Annotated in this window: 18 protein-coding genes; 7 read left to right on the top strand and 11 right to left on the bottom strand. The window is 65.7% G+C overall.

The features are described 5' to 3' along the window. Window positions 1-632: 632 nt before the first annotated feature. From gatB to FXB38_RS31745, 7 genes are all read right to left on the bottom strand, one after another. Window positions 633-2,111, bottom strand: coding sequence for an Asp-tRNA(Asn)/Glu-tRNA(Gln) amidotransferase subunit GatB (gatB, locus tag FXB38_RS31775; RefSeq protein ID WP_148754921.1), 1,479 nt, complete (start codon window positions 2,109-2,111; stop codon window positions 633-635). Then, the gene (locus FXB38_RS31770) at window positions 2,108-2,410 is read right to left on the bottom strand and encodes a hypothetical protein (protein WP_148754920.1); all 303 of its coding nucleotides are present in this window, start codon (window positions 2,408-2,410) and stop codon (window positions 2,108-2,110) included. The genes gatB and FXB38_RS31770 overlap by 4 nt, the downstream gene beginning before the upstream one ends. Then, window positions 2,401-3,876: an Asp-tRNA(Asn)/Glu-tRNA(Gln) amidotransferase subunit GatA gene (gatA, locus tag FXB38_RS31765; RefSeq protein ID WP_148754919.1), complete on the bottom strand. Its 1,476-nt coding sequence runs from the start codon at window positions 3,874-3,876 to the stop codon at window positions 2,401-2,403. Before gatA ends, FXB38_RS31770 begins: the two co-directional genes overlap by 10 nt. After that, window positions 3,873-4,088, bottom strand: a complete 216-nt coding sequence (locus FXB38_RS31760) for a hypothetical protein (protein WP_014494728.1) — start codon at window positions 4,086-4,088, stop codon at window positions 3,873-3,875. Before FXB38_RS31760 ends, gatA begins: the two co-directional genes overlap by 4 nt. Before the next feature lie 18 nt (window positions 4,089-4,106). Further along, window positions 4,107-4,394: an Asp-tRNA(Asn)/Glu-tRNA(Gln) amidotransferase subunit GatC gene (gatC, locus tag FXB38_RS31755; protein WP_008548395.1), complete on the bottom strand. Its 288-nt coding sequence runs from the start codon at window positions 4,392-4,394 to the stop codon at window positions 4,107-4,109. A 76-nt stretch (window positions 4,395-4,470) separates the two neighbouring features. Continuing rightward, complete coding sequence (locus tag FXB38_RS31750; RefSeq protein ID WP_148754918.1) at window positions 4,471-5,547, bottom strand: NAD(P)H-dependent flavin oxidoreductase; 1,077 nt, start codon at window positions 5,545-5,547, stop codon at window positions 4,471-4,473. A gap of 17 nt (window positions 5,548-5,564) precedes the next feature. Beyond that, window positions 5,565-6,542, bottom strand: coding sequence for an NAD(P)H-dependent flavin oxidoreductase (locus tag FXB38_RS31745; protein WP_148754917.1), 978 nt, complete (start codon window positions 6,540-6,542; stop codon window positions 5,565-5,567). 96 nt (window positions 6,543-6,638) lie between these two features. Between FXB38_RS31745 and FXB38_RS31740 the strand changes: the two genes are divergently transcribed. From FXB38_RS31740 to FXB38_RS31730, 3 genes are all read left to right on the top strand, one after another. Continuing rightward, window positions 6,639-7,529: a LysR family transcriptional regulator gene (locus FXB38_RS31740; RefSeq protein ID WP_148754916.1), complete on the top strand. Its 891-nt coding sequence runs from the start codon at window positions 6,639-6,641 to the stop codon at window positions 7,527-7,529. A 76-nt stretch (window positions 7,530-7,605) separates the two neighbouring features. After that, window positions 7,606-8,097 carry a Holliday junction resolvase RuvX gene (gene ruvX / locus FXB38_RS31735; RefSeq protein ID WP_148754915.1) on the top strand — a complete coding sequence of 164 codons (492 nt, stop codon included), beginning with the start codon at window positions 7,606-7,608 and terminating at the stop codon, window positions 8,095-8,097. Between the two features lie 3 nt (window positions 8,098-8,100). After that, complete coding sequence (locus tag FXB38_RS31730; protein ID WP_148754914.1) at window positions 8,101-9,024, top strand: AEC family transporter; 924 nt, start codon at window positions 8,101-8,103, stop codon at window positions 9,022-9,024. Window positions 9,025-9,028: 4 nt separating this feature from the next. On the opposite strand, the gene FXB38_RS31725 is transcribed toward FXB38_RS31730, so the two are convergent. From FXB38_RS31725 to FXB38_RS31715, 3 genes are read right to left on the bottom strand one after another with little or no spacing between them, the layout of a single operon-like run. After that, entirely contained in the window at window positions 9,029-9,793 is a 765-nt protein-coding gene (locus FXB38_RS31725) for a CPBP family intramembrane glutamic endopeptidase (RefSeq protein WP_148754937.1), read from the bottom strand. Window positions 9,794-9,816: 23 nt separating this feature from the next. After that, window positions 9,817-11,460, bottom strand: a complete 1,644-nt coding sequence (locus FXB38_RS31720) for an acyl-CoA dehydrogenase family protein (RefSeq protein ID WP_148754913.1) — start codon at window positions 11,458-11,460, stop codon at window positions 9,817-9,819. 21 nt (window positions 11,461-11,481) lie between these two features. Continuing rightward, the gene (locus FXB38_RS31715; RefSeq protein ID WP_187435285.1) at window positions 11,482-12,246 is read right to left on the bottom strand and encodes a M15 family metallopeptidase; all 765 of its coding nucleotides are present in this window, start codon (window positions 12,244-12,246) and stop codon (window positions 11,482-11,484) included. 206 nt (window positions 12,247-12,452) lie between these two features. Here FXB38_RS31715 and FXB38_RS31710 point away from each other — a divergent pair, with 206 nt between their 5' ends. The 4 genes from FXB38_RS31710 (at window position 12,453) to FXB38_RS31695 (ending at window position 16,724) form a co-directional block, all read left to right on the top strand. Next, on the top strand, window positions 12,453-13,400 hold the full coding sequence (locus FXB38_RS31710) for an aspartate carbamoyltransferase catalytic subunit (protein ID WP_148754911.1): 948 nt from the start codon (window positions 12,453-12,455) through the stop codon (window positions 13,398-13,400). Between the two features lie 5 nt (window positions 13,401-13,405). Next, window positions 13,406-14,707: a dihydroorotase gene (locus tag FXB38_RS31705; RefSeq protein WP_148754936.1), complete on the top strand. Its 1,302-nt coding sequence runs from the start codon at window positions 13,406-13,408 to the stop codon at window positions 14,705-14,707. Window positions 14,708-14,805: 98 nt separating this feature from the next. Then, window positions 14,806-15,402, top strand: a complete 597-nt coding sequence (gene plsY / locus FXB38_RS31700; RefSeq protein ID WP_148754935.1) for a glycerol-3-phosphate 1-O-acyltransferase PlsY — start codon at window positions 14,806-14,808, stop codon at window positions 15,400-15,402. 149 nt (window positions 15,403-15,551) lie between these two features. Next, on the top strand, window positions 15,552-16,724 hold the full coding sequence (locus FXB38_RS31695; protein WP_187435280.1) for a patatin-like phospholipase family protein: 1,173 nt from the start codon (window positions 15,552-15,554) through the stop codon (window positions 16,722-16,724). Here the strand turns inward: FXB38_RS31695 and FXB38_RS31690 are convergent. Next, on the bottom strand, window positions 16,716-17,960 hold the full coding sequence (locus tag FXB38_RS31690) for an amidase (RefSeq protein WP_148754909.1): 1,245 nt from the start codon (window positions 17,958-17,960) through the stop codon (window positions 16,716-16,718). The genes FXB38_RS31695 and FXB38_RS31690 overlap by 9 nt on opposite strands. Between the last annotated feature and the right edge of the window lie 86 nt (window positions 17,961-18,046).

Below are 18,046 nucleotides of genomic sequence, written 5' to 3'. Positions count from 1 at the left end.
TCTTCTTCGCAGTCTTCTTCACTGCGCTCTTCGCCTTCTTCGCCTTCTTCGCTTTCTTGGCCATGTTGCCCTCCGATGTGTGAGATGGCTTTAATCGCTGCGCGCATTCGGGGATCGAATGTGCACTCACCCCGAATACACCAACACGACGAAAAAAACATCTTCTCACTTAAGGAAGTGTTGACGACGCAGCGGGCGTGCGCCAGCCGCGCTTGATTTGCCGGCACGCACAGACACGCGTCAGCGATTGCAAATGCTTCTCGTGACGTCGCCGTCGGCAAGCGCCGCGATCGCAGGAAAACACTATGCAGCAAGTATTATTCTGCGCGCGCACATCACGAATGATCAGTGCGATGACGCGCACTGCAAAGCGCGCGATGGCATCGCGGGGACGAATCGCGGACTCTGAGTCGCGAATTTTGGCAACGAAATTATTTTCATGCTTAACGGCGGAAGCGCTCGTCAGAGCGTGTGCAAGTCGCCGTTTCGTGCGAATCGCGCCGCCGCGATTCGCATCTGCAACGTGACCTCAACGGGATGAAGTTTGCTGTTTGCGATGCGTACGCGCGTCTCGTCTCGACGTGGCGCGAGGTGACGGCAAGCATCTCGCCGTCTCGTCCGAACGCGCGACGTCAGACGCCGAGCTTGGACTTGAGCAGCTCGTTGACGCTCTGCGGGTTCGCCTTGCCGCCGGATGACTTCATCACCTGGCCGACGAACCAGCCGAGCGACTGCGGCTTGTCCTTCACCTGCGCGGCCTTGTCGGGATTGGCCGCGATGATGTCGTCGACAACCTTTTCGATCGCCGAAAGATCCGTGACCTGCTTCATGCCGCGGCTTTCGACCAACACGCGAGGGTCGCCGCCCTCCTGCCAGACGATCTCGAACAGATCCTTGGCGATCTTGCCGCTGATCGTGCCCTCGCCGATCAGGTCGACGATCGCGGCAAGCTGCTCGGCGTTGACCGGAGAGCCCGTAATATCCCGTCCCTCCTTGTTGAGACGGCCGAACAGCTCGTTGATCACCCAGTTCGCCGCCATCTTGCCGTCGCGGGCTCGGTTGGCGAGCCTGTCGAGCACCGTTTCGTAGAACACCGCGCTCTCGCGCTCGGCGACGAGCACGCTCGCGTCGTAAGCCGACAGGCCGAGGTCGGCGACAAAGCGCGTGTTCTTCTGGTCCGGCAGCTCGGGGAGCCCAGCCTTCAGCTCGTCGACGAAGCCTTGCGAGAACTCCAGCGGCAGCAAATCCGGATCGGGGAAGTAGCGGTAGTCGTGCGCCTCTTCCTTCGAGCGCATCGAGCGCGTCTCACCCTTGTTGGGGTCGTAGAGCCGCGTCTCCTGGTCGATCCGGCCGCCATCCTCGAGGATCTCGATCTGGCGGCGCGCTTCGTACTCGATCGCCTGGCCGATGAAGTTGATCGAGTTCATGTTCTTGATCTCGCAGCGGGTGCCGAGCGGCGCGCCCGGCTTGCGCACGGAGACGTTGACGTCGGCGCGCAAAGATCCCTTCTCCATGTCGCCGTCGCAGGTGCCGAGATAGCGCAGGATCGAGCGCAGCTTGGTCACATAGGCCTTGGCCTGCTCGGCGTCGCGGATGTCCGGTTTAGAGACAATCTCCATCAGCGCGACGCCGCAGCGGTTGAGATCGACAAAGGACAGCGACGGCGACTGGTCGTGCAGCAATTTTCCGGCGTCCTGCTCCAGGTGCAGCCGCTCGATGCCGATGGTGGCAGTCTTGCCGTCGCCCAATTCAACCGTCACCTCGCCCTCGCCGACAACGGGCGATTTGTACTGGCTGATCTGGTAGCCCTGCGGCGAGTCCGGATAGAAATAGTTTTTCCGGTCGAACACTGAACGCAGATTGATTTTTGCGTTGAGGCCGAGGCCGGTCCGGACAGCCTGCCTGACACATTCCCCGTTGATGACGGGCAGCATGCCTGGCATCGCCGCGTCAACGAGCGACACGTGGCTGTTCGGCTCGCCGCCGAATGTGGTGGACGCGCCCGAGAACAGCTTTGAGTTCGAGGTCACCTGGGCATGGATCTCCATGCCGATGACCATCTCCCAGTCGCCGGTTGAGCCCTTCAGAAGCTTGTGCGTGGCCGTGCTCATGTCTTGCTCCCGAGCAGCGTGGCAGCGATCCGCTCCCACTCCGCTTCCAATGAATCCTTTGCCGCAGGCTGGCCGGCCTGGCGGTACCAATAGCCGGCATTGCCGAGATCGCCTTCGACGCGGTGCAGATAGGCGTGCACCCAGGCGGCGTCGCGGCCATTGTCGTCCTGGACGATCTTGTGCGCCTGGTCCCAGTCGCCCTTCGCGGCCCACCAGAGACCGGCGAGCGGCGCGCTCAGGCCAGGCGCGGGCGCCGCGCCGTCGAGGCTAGCGATGAACGCGGCGACATTCACCACCACCTCGCGGGCGTGAAGCGGCCTGCGGCCTGCTCGATCACCTCACTGAGCGAGAACAGCGTCTCCTCGTCGAACGGACGGCCGATCAGCTGCAGGCCGAGCGGCAGGCCCTGCGCGTCCTTGCCGGCGGGCACGGCGATGCCCGGCAGGCCCGCCATGTTCACCGTGACCGTGAAGATGTCGTTGAGATACATCTCGACGGGGTCGGCGCCGCCCTTCTCGCCGATGCCGAAGGCCGCCGACGGCGTCGCCGGCGTCAGGATCGCGTTGACGCCCTTGGCGAAGCAATCCTCAAAATCCTTCTTGATCAGCGTGCGCACCTTCTGGGCACGCAGGTAATAAGCATCGTAATAGCCGGCCGAGAGAACATAGGTGCCGATCATGACGCGGCGGCGCACCTCCGCGCCAAAGCCTCTGGCGCGGGTGTTCTCGTAGAGCTCGGTGATGCTCTTGCCCTGCTCGCGCAGGCCATAGCGGACACCGTCATAGCGCGCGAGGTTCGACGAGGCCTCCGCCGGCGCCACGATGTAATAAGCCGGCAGCGCGTATTTGGTGTGCGGCAGCGACACCTCGACGAGCTCGGCGCCGGCCGCCTTCAGCCAGGCCGCCCCCTCGCTCCAGAGTTTTTCGATTTCGGCCGGCATGCCGTCGAGACGATATTCCTTGGGGATGCCGATCCTGAGGCCCTTCACGGACTTGCCGATCGCGGCTTCGTAGTCCGGCACGGCAATGTCGACGGAGGTCGTGTCCTTCGGATCGTGACCGGCCATCGAGCGCAGCAGCATCGCCGCATCGCGCGTGCTGCGCGCGATCGGCCCGGCCTGGTCGAGCGAGGAGGCAAAGGCGACGATGCCCCAGCGCGAGCAACGGCCATAGGTCGGCTTGATGCCGACGGTTGCGGTGAACGCAGCCGGCTGGCGGATCGAGCCGCCGGTGTCGGTCGCGGTCGCGCCCATGCAGAGCAGCGCCGCCACCGCGGAGGCCGAGCCGCCGGACGAGCCGCCCGGCACCAGCGTGGTGTTGCTTCCGTCGCGCCGCCAGGGATTGGCGACGGGACCGAAGCACGAGGTCTCGTTCGCCGAGCCCATCGCGAACTCGTCATTGTTGAGCTTGCCGAGCATCACCGCGCCGTCGCGCCAGAGCTGCGAGGTGATGGTCGACTCGTAGGTCGGCACGAAATTGCCGAGGATCTTCGAGCACGCCGTGGTGCGCACGCCCTTGGTCGCGAACAGATCCTTGATGCCGAGCGGGATACCGGCGAGCGGGCCGGCGTCGCCCTTGGCGATCTTCTCGTCCACGGCCTTGGCCATGTCACGCGCGCGATCGGGCGTCTCCATCACGAAGGCATTGAGCACGCGCGCGGCTTCGATCGCTGAAAGATGCGCGTCGGTCAGCTCGAGTGACGTGAAAGTCTTGTCGGCGAGACCCTTGCGGGCCTCGGCGAGCGTCAGCGATGTCAAATCGGTCATTTATTGATCGGGCTGCAGAAGAAGGGAGAGAGGGTCTTGTCGTTGGCCGGGTCGTCTTTTTTCTTGGCGGCGGCGTTCGCAGCGGCCTCGATCTCGTCGAGCACGGCATTGACGGCGACATTGGGATCGGCAGCCTTGCCCTGCCGCTCCATCTTGTCGAGGTAGTTCATGTAGGCCTGATAGGCCTTCTCATCGTCGCAAAGCATGCACATCGGACTTGGCCCTAAAAGCTACTCAACAACCTTGGGCACCAGGAAGAAGTGACCTTCGGTCGCAGGCGCGTTGGCAACGATATCGTCGGCGATCTCGCCGTCATTGACCACGTCTTGCCGCTTCTTCATCTGCATCGGGGTGACCGAGGTCATGGGCTCCACGCCTTCGACATTGACCTCGGAGAGCTGCTCGACAAAGGCGAGCATGGCGTTGAGCTCGCCCTGCAGATGCGGAACCTCGTCCTCGGAAACCGCAATACGCGCCAGATGCGCGATGCGGCGGACGGTAGCGGCGTCGACGGACATTGTATAAGGCCTCTCACGGCAAAACCTATGTGCCGTATAGCAGAGGCCGGTTTTGCGCCGCAACCGGCGCCGGCAGCTACCCGGCCATCTGCCGCAGCCGGGCCAGCGCCGATCTTGCCAGATCCCGGGTCAATTCGGCCGCGGGGACCTCACGGCCGAGCGCGATGGCCTGTCCGGCCCAGAGATTGGTGAAATCCACCCTGCCCTGCTTTTCGGCAGCCGTCTTCAGCGGCCCCAGCGCCGTCGCCGCATGGGGAAACGGCGGCGCGTCCGGCGAGATCGGGCCGGCCTCGCACATCAGCCGGTTCTGGACACCGCGCGCCGGGCGGCCGGTCATCACATTGGTGATGACGGTGGAATCGTCCCGCGCCTCGGCAAGCGCCTTGCGGCCGCCTGCGCTGACCTTGGACTCCGGACAGCGCAAGTACGCGCTGCCGATCTGCACGCCGGAGGCGCCGAGCGCAAAGGCGGCTGCGATGCCGCGCCCGTCGGCGATGCCGCCGGCCGCGATCACCGGCACCTTCACGGCATCGGCGACCTGCGGCACCAGCGCGAACGTGCCGGGCTGCTCCGAGATCTTGTCGGTCAGGAACATGCCGCGATGGCCGCCGGCCTCGGCGCCTTGCGCAATGACGGCATCGACGCCGCGCTGTTCGAGCCAAACCGCTTCCTTCACCGTCGTGGCGGACGAGATGACGAGACAGCCTGCCGCCTTGACGCGCTTGAGCAGCGCCGGCTCCGGCAGGCCGAAATGGAAGCTGACGACCTCCGGCTTCAGCTCCTCGACGACCTCGCAGAAGGAGGCATCGAACGGTGCGCGGTTCGCCGCATTGATCGGCGCAGCGGGATCGAGGCCATGCTCGGCGTAATAGCCCGCGAGCCGCTGATTCCAGCGCGCTTCGGCTTCGGCCGTGAGCTCGATCGGCGTGTGGCAGAAGAAGTTCATGTTGACCGGCGCCTTCACGCGCTGGCGGATGATGTTGACCTGCTCGCGCGCCTTCTCCGGCGACAGCATCGCGCTCGGCAACGAGCCGAGGCCGCCGCCCTCTGCCACCGCGATCACCAGTTCGGCGTCCATCACGCCGGCCATCGGCGCCAGCACGATCGGAAATTCGGTCTTGAAGAGATCGATCAGTCGACGGTCAGGCCACATGGCGTGTCTCTCTTGGTTCAGGCGAGCGATGCGATGGAGTTGCGCCGGCCGGCAAGGAGCTGCTCGGCCTCGGTCGCAATCCGTACGACGATCTCGGCCGCCGGTGGAATATCATGGATCAGGCCGACCGCTTCTCCCGCGAAGACGGCCGCGATTTCGAAATCGCCCGCCATTTTTGCCGCGGCGTATTCCTTGGCAACGTCGTCTGCGCGCTGCATCAGCTCAATCTCACGGCCCGTCCAGCTCTTGATAAAGCCGTTGACCAGCGTTCGCGCGGTAAACGGCGCCGGCCAGAACAGTTTTCGCGACCAGTCGGGAACAACGCCGCGCACCGTATCGTTGGCATCGGCTGTCCGGATGCGCTCCTTGGCGTCCGCAGCGGCATTGGCCTCCACGCTCGCATAGAAGCGCGTGCCGACCAGCACGCCGGAGGCGCCCAGCATCATCATCGCGGCGAGGCCCCGACCATCGGCGATCCCGCCGGCGGCGACGACGGGCACGCGCCCGGCCACGAGATCGACGATCGCAGGCACGATATCGACTGTCGTTCGCGAGGCGCCATGGCCGCCCGCCTCTGTCCCCTGCGCGATCAAGATCTCCGCGCCGGCATCGAGCGCCTGTTTCGCCATGTCCTCGCTCTGGACCTGGCACATCAATCGCGCACCGCTGGCCTTGATCTGCGGCGCGAACGGCGCGGGATCGCCGAACGACAGCATGACGACCTGCGGGCTGGCATCGAGCGCGATGTCGAGAAGGTCAGGTTGTTTTGCCAGGCTCCAGGTGATGAAGCCGATGCCGAACGGCGCAAAACCCTTCAACTCCGCGGCCTCAGCCTGAAGTCGGGCGCGGTCACCGTAGCCACCACCGAGGATCCCGAAGCCGCCGGCCTCGCTGACGGCGCGGGTGAGCCGGCAGCCCGCGATCGTGTCCATGGGCGCCGACAGGATCGGATGCCTGATCCCGAGAAGCTCCGTCAGCGGCGTGGTGATCGGCATGAGTTCTCCCGCTCTGGACAGAGACATTAGGCGCAACTAGAATTCTCGAAAAATGAATTGTAGCGAATGCTGCCATCACAAAAGCGAAACGACGCCGTGGAACTCAGCGACATCCAGACCTTTGCCGCGGTCGCCCGCACCGGGGGCATCACGCGCGCCGCCGAAGAGCTCAACACGGTGCAATCCAACGTCACCCAGCGCATCAAGGCATTGGAGGCCGAGATCGGCACTGCGCTGTTCGAGCGTCACAGCCGCGGCATGACGCTGACCGGCGCCGGCAAACGCCTTTTGCCTTACGCGCAGCGTATGGCGGCGTTGTCGCGCGAAGCCGTGCTCGCCGCGCGCGACGACGGCGAGCCGAAGGGGCCGCTTTCGATCGGATCGATGGAGACGACGGCGGCAGTGCGGCTGCCGCCGCTGCTGGCCGATTTCCACCGCCGTTTCCCCGCCGTGCGGCTGAGCCTGCGCACGTCGCCGACCGCCGATCTCGTCACCGGTGTGCTCGAAGGCATGCTCGATGGCGCCTTCGTCGCCGGCCCCGTCGCGCACGCCGACCTCACCGTAACAAGCGCATTTCGCGAAGAGCTGGTGCTGGTCAGCGCGCGGCGCTGGGCCTCGCTTGCCGAGCTGCGCGCCGGCACGCCGGAATCCGGCCCGACGGCGCTCGCGTTCCGCACCGGTTGCACCTATCGGCAGCGGCTCGAGCAGATCTTCGTCGAATTCGGCTGGCCTTCGGCAGCGCGCTTCGAGCTCGGCACGCTCGACGGCATGATCGGCTGCGTCGCCGCCGACATGGGCGTGACGCTCCTGCCGCGCGCGGTGGTCGAGCGCAGCGCGATGAACGGCAGCGTGACGATGCACGCGCTGAGCCCGTCGCATGCCCGCGTCGAGACGCTGTTCATCCAGCGCCGCGCCGGCCATCAAACCAGCGCGCTTCATGGCTTCCTGTCATGCCTGACCAGGGACGACGACATCATCGCGGCCTAATGAACCACCGCCGCAACGCAACGGGAGCCAAGATCAGGGTTCACTCCGCGGCGCGACGCGTGATATGCGCTAGTCCATGCCGGCTCTTATCCTGCCCCTCGTCGATGCTGCAACCCACTGGCCCGACCGCGGCGGGTTGATCGGCCTTGATCTTGGCACCAAGACCATTGGCGTTGCCGTATCCAATCCGGACCGCCGGCTCGCGACCGGTGTCGAGACCATCCAGCGCAAGGCGTTCAAGCAGGACGCCGCGCGGCTGCTCGCCATCGCAGCCGAACGCAAGGTGGTCGGCTTCGTGCTCGGCCTGCCCATCAACATGGACGGCAGCGAGGGCCCGCGCGCCCAGTCGACCCGCGCGTTTGCGCGCAATCTGGCCAACCTGACCACGCTTCCGATCGGCCTCTGGGACGAGCGCCTCTCGACCGCAGCGGTCGAGCGCGAGCTGATCGGCATGGACGTCAGCCGCGCCAAGCGCGCCGAGGTGATCGACGAGCACGCCGCGATCTTCATCCTGCAGGGCGCGCTCGACCGGCTCGCCAATCTTCGTACGGCTTCAGAGAATGGCTGATCCATGGCCGTCGTGATCGCGGCGCTGCTGCCGGTCTTCATCCTCATCGTGCTCGGCGTGGTGCTCAGGCGCAGCCTGATGCGGCTCGACACGCAATGGCATGGGCTGGAGCGGCTGACTTATTTCGTGCTGTTTCCGATGCTGCTGATCCAGACGCTGGTGAAGGCCGACCTCACAAAAGTGCCGGTCGCCGGCGTCGGCGGCGCGCTGCTGCTGTCGGCGCTGGCGATGTCGCTGTTGTGCCTTGCGCTGCGGCCAGCCTTGGCGCGCCTCGACATCGACGGCCCCGCCTTCACCTCGATCTTCCAGGGCGCGACTCGCTGGCAGACCTATGTCGCGCTGTCGGTCTCCGCCAATCTGTACGGTGACGTCGGGCTGGCGCTGGCCTCGGTCGCGATGGTCGCGATCATTCCGCTGGTCAACGTGTTCAGCGTCGCCGTGCTCGCGCATTACGCCGCGCCGGAGAAGCAATCGACGCGCGCCATCGTCATGACCGTGATCCGCAATCCACTGATCTGGGCCTGCGCGATCGGCCTCTTCATCAACGTGACCCATCTGCCGCTGCCGAAAATCTGGCACGAGGTTGCCGACGCGCTCGGCCGTTCCTCGCTCGCCATCGGCCTGCTCGTCACCGGCGCCGGCCTCCAGCTCAAGGGTCTGCTCCGCCCGAGTCTCGGTGCAACGATGGGCGTGGCGTTCAAGCTGGCGCTGATGCCGGTGCTCGCGCTGGCACTCGCCGTCTGGTTCGGCCTGTCAGGTATCAACCTCGCGATCGTCGCGATCTGCGCGGCGGTGCCGACCTCGCCCAGCGCCTATGTGCTGGCCCGCCAGATGGGCGGCGATGCACCGCTGCTGGCGCAGATCATCACGCTGCAAACGATTTTGGCGGCGATCACGATGCCGATCGCGATCGCGTTGGTGGCGTGAGGCCTCAGCCCCCCAGCCACATCGTCAGCACCACCGCCGTCATGTTGTTCAGCGCATGCAGCACGATCGTGAGCCAGAGCGAGTTGGCGCGGTAGCGCATGTAGCCGAACCAGAGGCCGATGGAGAACACCTCGGCGAGGAAGTACAGATCGTATTGCAGGTGCACCGCCGTCCACACCAGCGACGACAGGATGATCGCGCCGGGCACGCGCAGGAAGCTCGCCGACCAGCCGCGGAACAGGAAGCCGCGCGCGAGCACCTCCTCCGACATCGGCGCGGCCACGCTGAAGGCGAACAGCAGCAACAGCGCGGCGCCCTTGTCACGGCCCGATTTCAACAGGTCGGTCATGAAGCCTGGCGTGGCCTCACGGCCGAAGGATCGCGACACGACCTCCCAGGCCATCACGACCAGGATGAGGCCGGCGGCGCCGAGCAAAAGCTGGCTCCAGGCCGGCCAGCGCAGCGCCAGATAGTCAACGAAGGATGCCTTCTTGATGCGGATGGCGAGCCACACCGCCGCGAGCGTCGCAGGCAGGCCCATGATCACGGACAGCGCCAGCGCCTGCGGTTCGCGGCCGACCGACTGGATCGAGTTCATGTCGAGCGGCAGCCCGCGCATGACCCCCAGTAGCAGGACCGCCCCAACCTGGCCGACGAACATCGCGACAAAGACAAGCAGGCCCCACAGCGCTGTGCCCCAGAACTTCCAGACGCGCAGGGGCGCAGGCCTCAAGATCAGCGGCGGATGATCGGGATTGAGGGTGTCCATCAGAAGGCTTTCGTTTGGCAGGCTCACGGCAGCGCCCGCTCCAGCAGCCCACGCACGTCATCGCTCTCGAGCTCCACGGCACCGTACATGCTGGCGTGATTGACGGCGAGGCGCGTCGCGGCGAACAGCTCAGCGTGGTGGGATGAGACACCGTTGAGTGCGGCTGCGGCGGCCAGCAGCGCCAGCTTCTCGACCGCGAGCCGCGCGACGCGCTCGCCGTCGGCGCGACGGAAGGTTTTTCCGATGAGAACGACCGCCTCGCTCGCCCCGGGCAGATCTTTCGTCTCGGCCGCAAGCGATTGCAGCACGGCCATCGCCGCCTCCGGCTCGCGCGAGAGCGCGCGCAGCACGTCGAGGCACATCACGTTGCCCGAGCCTTCCCAGATCGCGTTGACCGGCGACTCCCGGTAGTGGCGCGCCAGAATGCCGTCCTCGACATAGCCGTTGCCGCCGAGGCACTCCATTCCTTCGTAAAGGAATGGCGGTGCGCTCTTGCAGGTCCAGTATTTGACCGCAGGCGTCAGCAGACGCATGTAGGCCGCGTCAGCCGCGTCATGCGGCGTGCGGTCGAAAGCGCGGCAGAGCCGCATGACGAGCGCGGTGCTCGCCTCGACATGCAGCGCCATGTCGGACAGCACGGCCTGCATCAAGGGCTGATCGGCGAGATGTTTCTGGAAGACACTGCGGTGACGGGCGTGATGCAGCGCGTGCGCGAGGCCCGAGCGCATCAGGCCGACCGAGGCAATCGCGCAATCCTGCCGCGTCAACTGCACCATCTGGATGATGGTGCGGATGCCCTTGCCTTCTTCACCAACGCGTTCGGCATGGGCGCCGACGAACTCGACTTCCGAGGACGCATTCGAACGATTGCCGAGCTTGTCCTTGAGCCGCTGGAACTGCATCGCGTTGACCGATCCGTCCGGCGCGAAGCGCGGCATGAAGAAGCAGGTCAGTCCCTGCTCGGCCTGCGCCAGGACCAGGAACGCGTCGCACATCGGCGCCGACATGAACCATTTATGGCCGGTGATGCGGTAGGCGTTCCCGTCGCGCACCGCACGCGTGATGTTGGCGCGCACGTCGGTGCCGCCCTGCTTTTCGGTCATGCCCATGCCGAGCGTCATGCCGCGCTTGTCCCACCACGGCGTGAAGCCGGGATCATAGCTCTTCGTCGATAACACCGGCATCACACGCGCGAGCAGGTCCGGCTGCATCGCCAGCGCCGCGACGGAGGCGCGGGTCATCGTCATCGGGCAGAGATGCCCGGTCTCGACCTGCGAAGCCATGTAGAACTTTGCTGCACGAATGACTTCGGCGGCATCTCCCACCGGTTTCCCATCCGCCGTCCACGTCGAATTGTGCACGCCGGCATGCGCGCTGTGCGCCATCAGTTCATGATAGGCGGGATGAAACTCGACCTGGTCGCGGCGATTGCCCTTGGCATCGAAGGCGCGGAGTTTCGGCGTGTTCTCGTTCGCCGCTCGCCCGCGATCGGCCATCGCCGCCGAACCCCAATGTTTCCCGAACTCGGACAGCTCCCGCTCCGCGGCGGCGCCGCCATTGGCCTTCACAGCGTCGACCAGCGGGCGATCGATGGCAAACAGGTCGACGTTCTCGAACGGTGGCGACTGGTTGAAGACCTCATGGGTCGCGAAGCTTGGCTGGGTCATCTGCGCTTCCTCGGACCGGAATCAGTTCCGCCGCGGCTGGATCGGGAAATCATAGGCCGCCCCGCCCGCCCCCGGCAGGGAAAAATGCCACCACTCCTTCGAATAGTTCACAAAGCCTTGCTTCGCCATCGCGGCCACCAGCCGTCTGCGCCAGGCGCGCTGATCCGGATTGATCGACGGTGCTGCGGTATGCCCCTTCGCATCGGTGCAATCATAGCCGGTGCCCATGTCGACGCTGCCTTCCGGCGGCCGCGCCTCGACCGGCGCGGTGCAGTCGGCGTAGGATTTTGACGGATCGATCTTGGCGGAATTGTCAGCCTTGAGATCGACCAGCGTGAGGTCGAGCGCCGCACCCGTCGAATGCTGCGAGCGGCTCGCGATATAGCCGAGGCGGAACAGCTCGGTCTTGGGGATCTTCGGATTGTAGCGCCGATCGGCTGATGTCTCGTGGCCGTTCTGCGACCATTTCACCATGTCGAGCGAGGCACGCGCCGGCCGGTAGCAGTCGAACATTTTGAGCGAGAGATTTTGCGTGGCGAGATCCTGCTGGACCGCCTTCAGCCGCAGCCCCACCTCCCGCCTCACCACGCATTCGCCCGCACCATAGCCGGCGAGCGGGCGCCCGACGAAGTTGTTCGCGGTGGCGTAGCGGATGTCCTGAATGATGGTGGGATCGACGTCGCGCAGATAGACGAAGCCGCCGGGGAGCGATTGGGCTGAAGCGGATGAGATTATGGTTATCGCACCAATCGCCGTCGGAAATAATCTCACGAGATGCCTCCACATCGTCATGGCCGGGCTTGTCCCGGCCATCCACGCCTTTTCTGCGGCAGCACCTAAGAACGTGGATGCCCGGGACAAGCCCGGGCATGACGGAGATAGACGGCTTGGGCATGCAACGTCGGCAATAGGCCGACAGATCAGGGGATAACTCCCCGCCCCGGCATTGGCCCTTGCTCCCTCCGCCATCCGCGCCTATAGCTCTCGCTTTAATGACATCGAAATCGACCTTCGTCCTCGGCCACCGGCATTTGCTGGGCATCGAGGGCCTTTCCGCGGCCGACATCAGCGGCCTCCTCGACCTGTCCGAAGAATATGTCGAGCTCAACCGCCAGGTTGACAAGAAGCGCACCGTCCTGCGTGGACGGACGCAGGTAAACCTGTTCTTCGAGGCCTCGACCCGGACCCAGTCCTCGTTCGAGCTCGCCGGCAAACGCTTGGGTGCCGACGTCATGAACATGTCGGTGTCCTCCTCGTCCATCAAGAAGGGCGAGACGCTGGTCGACACCGCGATGACGCTGAACGCCATGCATCCGGATATCCTGGTGGTGCGCCATCACGCCTCCGGCGCGGTGGAACTGCTGGCCCGCAAGGTTGACGGTTCCGTGATCAATGCCGGCGACGGCGCGCATGAGCATCCGACGCAGGCGCTGCTCGACGCACTCACCATCCGCCGCAACAAGGGCCGGATCGAGGGCCTCGTGGTCGCGATCTGCGGCGACGTGCTGCATTCGCGCGTCGCCCGCTCCAACATCATCCTGCTCAACGCCATGGGCGCCCGCGTCCGCGTCGTCGGCCCCTCCACGCTGCTGCCGCCCGGCATCGAGCGGATGGGCGTCGAGGTCGCGCGCGACATGCGCGAAGGGCTCAACGGCGCGGATATTGTGATGATGCTGCGGCTGCAGCGCGAGCGCATGAACGGCTCCTTCGTGCCGTCGACTTCCGAATATTTCCACTATTTCGGGCTCGACCAGAAGAAGCTCGCCTACGCCAAGCCCGACGCACTCGTGATGCATCCAGGCCCCATGAACCGCGGCGTCGAGATCGACACGGCGGTCGCCGACGGCGCACAGTCCCTGATCCGCGAACAGGTGGAGATGGGCGTGGCCGTGCGGATGGCGGTGCTCGAAGCGCTCGCCCGCAACCTGCCGAACGCGTGATGCTCATGCTGATTGACCGCCGCCCGATCCTGCTCGCCAACGCCCGCGTCGTCGATCCCAGCAGGGATTTCGACGGTCCCGGCGACGTCCTGATTGCCGACGGCGTCATCCGCGAGACCCGTCGCGGCATTGGTGCCGCCGGCGTCCCCGAGGGCACCGACGTCGTCAATTGCTCCGGCATGATCGTGGCGCCCGGCCTGATCGACATGCGCGCCTTCGTTGGCGAGCCCGGCTTCAGCCATCGCGAGACCTTTGCGTCCGCGAGCCAGGCGGCCGCGACCGGCGGCATCACCACCATCATCTGCCAGCCCGAGACGTCTCCCGTCATCGACAACTCCGCGACCGTCGATTTCGTGATGCGGCGTGCGCGCGACACCGCGATCGTCAACATCCAGCCGATGGCGGCGCTGACCAAGGGCATGCGCGGCGAGGAGATGACCGAGTTCGGCCTGCTCAAGGCCGCAGGCGCCGTGGCCTTCAGCGATGGCGACCGCAGCGTCACCAATGCGCAGGTGATGCGGCGCGCGCTGACCTACGCGCGCGACTTCGACGCGCTGATCGTGCATCACACCGAGGACCCCGATCTCGTCGGCGAAGGCGTGATGAACGAGGGCGAGTTCGCCTCGCGCCTCGGCCTGATGGGCATCCCCAAGGCCGCCGAGGCCGTGATCCTCGAACGCGACATGCGCCTGGTTGCACTGACCGGCGGCCGCTATCACGCCGCCTCACTGTCCTGCATCGAGTCGCTTGAGATCCTGAAGCGCGCCCGCGACGCAGGCCTTGCCGTCACCGCCTCGGTCTCGATCAACCATCTTGCGCTGAACGAGAACGACATCGGCCCCTACCGGTCCTTCCTGAAATTGTCGCCGCCGCTGCGCACCGAGGACGATCGCCGCGCGCTGGTGGAGGCGGTGGCCTCCGGCCTCGTCGACGTCATCATGTCCGATCACAATCCGCACGACGTCGAGATGAAGCGCCTGCCGTTCGCGGAAGCGGCTCCAGGCGCCATCGGGCTCGAGACCATGCTGCCCGCGGGCCTGCGGCTGGTTCACAATGAGGAGCTCGACCTCAAGACGCTGATCCGGGCGATGTCGACCCGGCCGGCAGAGATTCTGGGCCTGCCCGGCGGAACCCTGCGCGCAGGCAGCCCGGCCGACGTCATCGTGATCGATCCCGACGTGCCCTGGGTGGTCGATCCCGCCGACCTCAAATCGCCGTGCAAGAACACCCCGTTCGACGAAGCCCGCTTTACAGGTCGCGTGGTGCGGACCATCGTTGGCGGACGGACGGTTTTTGAGCATGTCTAGGATGCCGTCTTTTGGCGACGCGGGGCCCGTCTCACGTCGCGGCAACACGTCAGGACCGGATCATGGGCGCTGGCTATGTCGGTCATGGAGGCACCGCCATGGGGCTTGATGCATTCCTGCCGGTGGCCTTCGTCATCGGCTACTTGCTTGGCTCGATTCCGTTCGGGCTGGTGCTGACCAGGCTTGCCGGCACGCAGGATATCCGCTCGATCGGTTCCGGCAGCATCGGCGCCACCAATGTGCTGCGAACCGGCCGCAAGAGTCTCGCCGCGGGCACCCTGCTGCTCGATGCGCTCAAGGGCACCGTGGCCGTGCTGATCGCCGGCTACATCGCCGGTCCCAATGCCGCGATGGTGGCGGGCCTCGGCGCCTTCCTCGGCCATCTCTTCCCGGTCTGGCTGAAGTTCAAAGGCGGCAAGGGCGTCGCAGTCTATATCGGCATCCTGCTAGGGCTGATTCCGGCCGGTGCCTTGGTCTTCTGTATCGTTTGGCTCGCCACCGCCTTCACCACCCGCTACTCGTCGCTCTCGGCGCTCGTGGCGGCGTTCGTAACGCCAATCTCACTCTGGTTTTTTGGCAACTATGAGTTGGCCTCACTGGCCGTGGTGCTGACGCTGCTGTTGTTCTACGCGCATCGCGAGAACATCAAGCGGCTGCAATCAGGCAAGGAAAGCCGGATTGGCGAGAAGGCGTAAGGCCGGAAAAAGTCCGGATACCGCCGCGGGGCAACCGCATTATATGCCAATTCCTGTTCGCAACTCGGAAGCCTTTCGCGGCCACAGTGGCGAGCGGGTTCCATGCCTGTCATCCTGACGGCGGAAATGGTGTTACGCGGTTGCTCAGAATGAGCGAGAAGATGGACGGCACGCATGACGACGGCGGCTCGCGGGGCACTGCGGCAAGCCGGCTGCTCTCATCGACCAACGTCTGGTCCAACGTGCCCTTACTGCCTCCCGCGCCGAAGCCTGTCCCCGCACCTCCACCTGCTCCCGTGGTGCAAGCTCCTGCAACGGTCAAGGTCGTAACCAGTGCTGCGCCTGCCCAGCCGCGCGCCGAGCCATGGCCGCCACGAAAACTGTCACTAGCGCTTCAGGGCGGCGGGACCTTTGCCGCCTTCACCTGGGGCGTGCTGGAGCGGCTGCTGGAAGAGCCGTCGATTGAATTCGATACTATCAGCGGCGCCAGCGCCGGCGCCATCAACGCGCTGCTGCTGGCCTGCGGCCTTGCCGAAGGCGGCCGCGAAGGCGCTCGCAGCCGGCTGAACCGGTTCTGGATCCGGCTGATGCACGAGGCCTCGTTCCGCTCGCTGATGCTGATCGGCGGCTTCTCGCCGGCGGGAAGCTCGCTCGCCTTCGGGCCGACGTTGCGCTCCGGCCAGTTCGATCCGTTCGATCTCGATCCGCTGCGCCTGGCGCTGTCACGCGACATCAATTTTGCCGGCTTGCGCGATGCCAGATGCCCTAGGCTTTTGATCGCGGCAACGCGGATCCGCGACGGGCAGCAACAGATTTTTGGCAATGACGCCGTGACCGCCGACGTCGCGCTGGCCTCGACCTGCCCGCCGCTCGTTCACTGCGCCGTCGAGATCGACGGCGAGGGCTATTGGGATGGCGGGCTTGGCGGCAATCCGCCGCTGATCGAGCTGGCGCAGCAATCGGCAACCGCCGATCTGCTGCTCGTCCAGGTCACGCCCACGCGCGACAGCTATGTGCCAATCACGCTCGCCGCGATCGATCGCCGCCTCGACCAGATCGCGGCCAACGCCGCGCTCAACGCCGAGATCGCAGCAATCGCATGGGCGCAGTCCCACGCAGCGCCCGCGCTGCGCCTCTCCAAAATTGCCGCGGAAGACTCGATCGAGGGCCTGGCGCAGCGCTCGTCCACCGATCTCGGCCGCGGCTTCATCCGCCTGTTGCACCGAAGCGGCCGCGAAGCCGCCGAGCGCTGGCTCGGGCAGAGTTCGCATGCCGCCGCGGTGCAGATCAAATCGGACGATCGCGAACCCGCGCTAGCCTGACTTCGCCAGCGCATCCTCCAGGAACCACGCCGCCGCCAGCGCGCTCGCGTCGTTGCCGAAGCGCGCAATCACCTGCACGCCGATCGGCAGGCCACCGACCTTCATCACCGGCACGTTGACGCAAGGGTTGCCCATCAGCGTCCACAGCCGGTTGTAGCGGGGCGAGCCGGTCGAGGCGAGCTCCTTGGCCGGCGCTGTGCCCGGCGCCGAATAGGTCAGCAGCACGTCGAAACCCTCGAACATTTCAGCCAGCTCGCGGCGGCCGCGGCGCGCGATCCGGCGGGCGTCGTCATATTCCTTCGGCGTCAGTCCGACGGTGGCGTCGAGACTCTCGCGCAGCATCGGCGCGATCTCGTCGTGATGCTGGTCGAACTCCCAGGCGAGCGCGCGATGCGCCTCAAAATCCTGGATGATGGGATGGATGCGCCAGGCTTCCTGCACCGCCTCGGGCAGATCGATGGTCTTCACGCTGGCGCCGGCGCGCCCGGCCGCCTTGATCGCCGCCAGCAACCCCTCTTCGGCCGCCGGCTCGACGGCCTCGGCAAACTCCTGCCTGACAACGCCGATGCGCGGCGTCTTCGCCGCGACAATGCCGTCGAATTCAGTACGCCCGGTGATTGCCAGCAACCCGCGCGCGAGATCCTCTGCGCGGGATCCAAACAGGCCGACAGTGTCGAGCGCCCACGAATAGCATTTGACGCCGATGGTCGGCAGCATCCGGAACGACGGCTTGATCGCGGCTGCGCCGCAATAGGCGGCGGGCCGGATCACCGATCCGCCGGTCTGGGTACCCAACGCCAGCGGGATCATGCCGGCGCCGACGGCCGCCGCCGAGCCCGAGGACGAGCCGCCCGGCGTATGGCCCAGATTGTGCGGATTGAGCGTCGAGGTCGGATCGCGCGCGGCGAACGCCGTTGTCGTGGTCTTGCCGATGATGGTGGCGCCCGCCCGCTTCAGCATCATCACCACCGGCGCGTCCGAGCGCGGCTGCCAGCCGCGATAGATCTCCGAGCCCATCTCGGTCGGCATATCAGCGGTGTCGATGATGTCCTTGATGCCGACCGCGATGCCCCGCAGCGGGCCGGAGGACTGAGCTTTCGCCGACTTGTCGTGACGGACGAACGCGCGAACATCCTTCTCCTTGGCCTCGATCGCCGCGTGCGACTGGGCAATGGCGTCATCGGGCGAAAGCTCTCCGCTCGCGACGCGGCGCTGGAGGTCGGCGAGTGAGATCATGGCAAAATCCTTCTTATTGGGATCGCTTTTAGCATCGCGACGAGGCCGTGCAAGCGCACGTCGACGCGAGCAAACCATGCGTGGAG

It is taken from the genome of Bradyrhizobium cytisi (genome assembly GCF_008123515.1).
GTDB classification, from domain to species: domain Bacteria; phylum Pseudomonadota; class Alphaproteobacteria; order Rhizobiales; family Xanthobacteraceae; genus Bradyrhizobium; species Bradyrhizobium cytisi.
The sequence above is the reverse complement of the archived record's forward strand: the minus strand, read 5'-3'. Positions and strand labels throughout refer to the sequence as shown.